General features: G+C 69.9%; 1 protein-coding gene and 1 pseudogene. One reads left to right on the top strand and one right to left on the bottom strand.

Annotated elements, in window-relative coordinates; genetic code table 11:
* On the bottom strand, positions 1-1,285 hold a 1,285-nt coding region (locus A8G18_RS22085; protein WP_245208012.1), incomplete at its 3' end, for a condensation domain-containing protein.
* A gap of 178 nt (positions 1,286-1,463) precedes the next feature.
* Between A8G18_RS22085 and A8G18_RS22080 the strand changes: the two are divergent.
* Positions 1,464-1,891: pseudogene (locus A8G18_RS22080) on the top strand (isochorismate synthase); the annotation flags it as partial.

The following is a 1,891-nucleotide window of genomic DNA, read 5'->3' as shown; positions in this document are numbered from 1 at the left end:
CCCGCTCGGCAACCGAACCGAACAGCATCTCCAAGCGCTCGGTGTGGAGCGTCAGATCCGCCTCGCTGTAGACGTCGGCGTCCACGTCGACGAACACCTCGAGTCCGGCACTGCCGTCGAGCGGCCGCACGGTGACCATGAAATCCTGCAGGGGCCCTCGGGCCACCGAGTGCACGGCCGCGCGCATGTCGCCGAACCGGAGGGAGTCGCCGAACGGCTTGACGTTGACCGACGGCCCGATGACACCGCGGGATCCGGTGGGCAGCCGCAGGTCGCGCTGGATGTCCTCGGTCCGGTAGCGATAGTGGTTGCGGCACAGCGCAACTCCATCGCGTACCTGGGCGACGAGATCGACGAGCGTGACCGAGGCGGTGGGATTCAGGCGCAGCGGAACGACATTGACGGCGGTGATCGGCACCCGCAGTGCAGCGGTGCCCAGGCGGTTCATGACGGGGAAACCGAGTGTGAGGTCCTCGCGACCGGTCGCGCCACGCAGACAGGCGGCGACGAGGGCGGTCACCGCATCGCCCCAACTCGCGCCGACCTCCTTGCCGAGGGCCACGAGACCGCGCTGCTGTTCGGCGTCGAGGGTGAAACGCGCGCCGCGGGAGCGCCGCGCGATGCCACCCGGGCCGGGTCGCAGGGCGACCGCTTCGTCCACGCCGTCGAGGTACTCGCGCCAGAAGGCGCGGTCGGCATCGAAGTCGGCCGAGTCGCGATAGACCGATTCTTCCCGGATCACCGCTTCGACCGGATCGAACCGTGCGGCAGCAACTTCCGCGCCGGCGACCGCGGCGGTGTACCGCTCGGCGATACGCCGGTTGAACAGCGAGAAGCCGAAGGCGTCGAGGACGATGTGGTGGGCGCGGAGGTAGAGCAGGACGTGATCGTCGGCGAGTCGCAGGACCGCTGCCCGGACGCACGGATCCACCGACAGGTCGACGGCCCGTTCGAGGTCGCGTGCCATCCATTCGTGGGCCGCCTCCCAGGGGTTCGCCGCGGAGGTGAGGTCGACGGCCGGGGCGAGATCGAGCGGGCGCGCACCGGGGATCCGGACGACCGTACCGTCGGCGAGGGTCTCGAACCCCGCGACCAGCGCCTCGGCCTCGGACGCCGCCCCGAAAACGGCCGCGACCAGCTCTTCCTCGTCGATCGCACCTCGCAGTTCGATGCACTCCGAGGTGTTGAACAGCGGGTTGTCGGGGTTCAGTTGCTGGGCGAACCATACACCCGACTGTGCGCGCGACAGGGCGAGCCGTGAGGCGTCCGGGCCGGCAAGGGGCACTGGAGATCCTCTTTCCTTCGGTCGAAACGAATGGCTGAGAACGGAATCCGCTGATGGGCGCGCTGCGGCGCCGGAGGGGACAGTACCAAAGGTTAGGCTTACCGTATATGTTGCTCTGTGATCGTGTGCCCCGTGGCGCGGTCCTGCCAGCAGACCTCCTCAACCGGAAGGTACGAGAATGCAAGTGCCGGTCCTCGGCGCAACCGCTACCGACCGGGCCGAGCGGCCCGTCGCGCATCCGTTCGTCCTGTCCCGTCCACACGGCACCGTCGTCGCCGAAGGCGTGAGTGAGCGCTTCGACCACCCGTCCGCCGCCGCCGAGGCCCTCCGCACCGGCCGGATCACCGCACTCGTCGGTGCGTTGCCGTTCGAGGTCGGTCGCCCCGCCGCGCTGACCGCCCCGCACCTACTCCACCATTCCCCCGCGCCCTACGCCGCACCCGCCGGCGACCTGCCCCCCATCGCGATCACGGGGGCGTTGCCCTCCGAAGGCGAGCACATCGACCGGGTCACGACCGCACTGCGATTGCTCCGCTCGGACGAGAGCGAACTGCTCAAGGTCGTCCTGGCGCGCGCACTCGTCCTGCGCGCCGGCCGGCCCGTCGG

Origin of the sequence: Rhodococcus gordoniae, from assembly GCF_001646655.1 — a bacterium.
Lineage (GTDB): Bacteria > Actinomycetota > Actinomycetes > Mycobacteriales > Mycobacteriaceae > Rhodococcus > Rhodococcus gordoniae.
The sequence above is the reverse complement of the archived record's forward strand: the minus strand, read 5'-3'. Positions and strand labels throughout refer to the sequence as shown.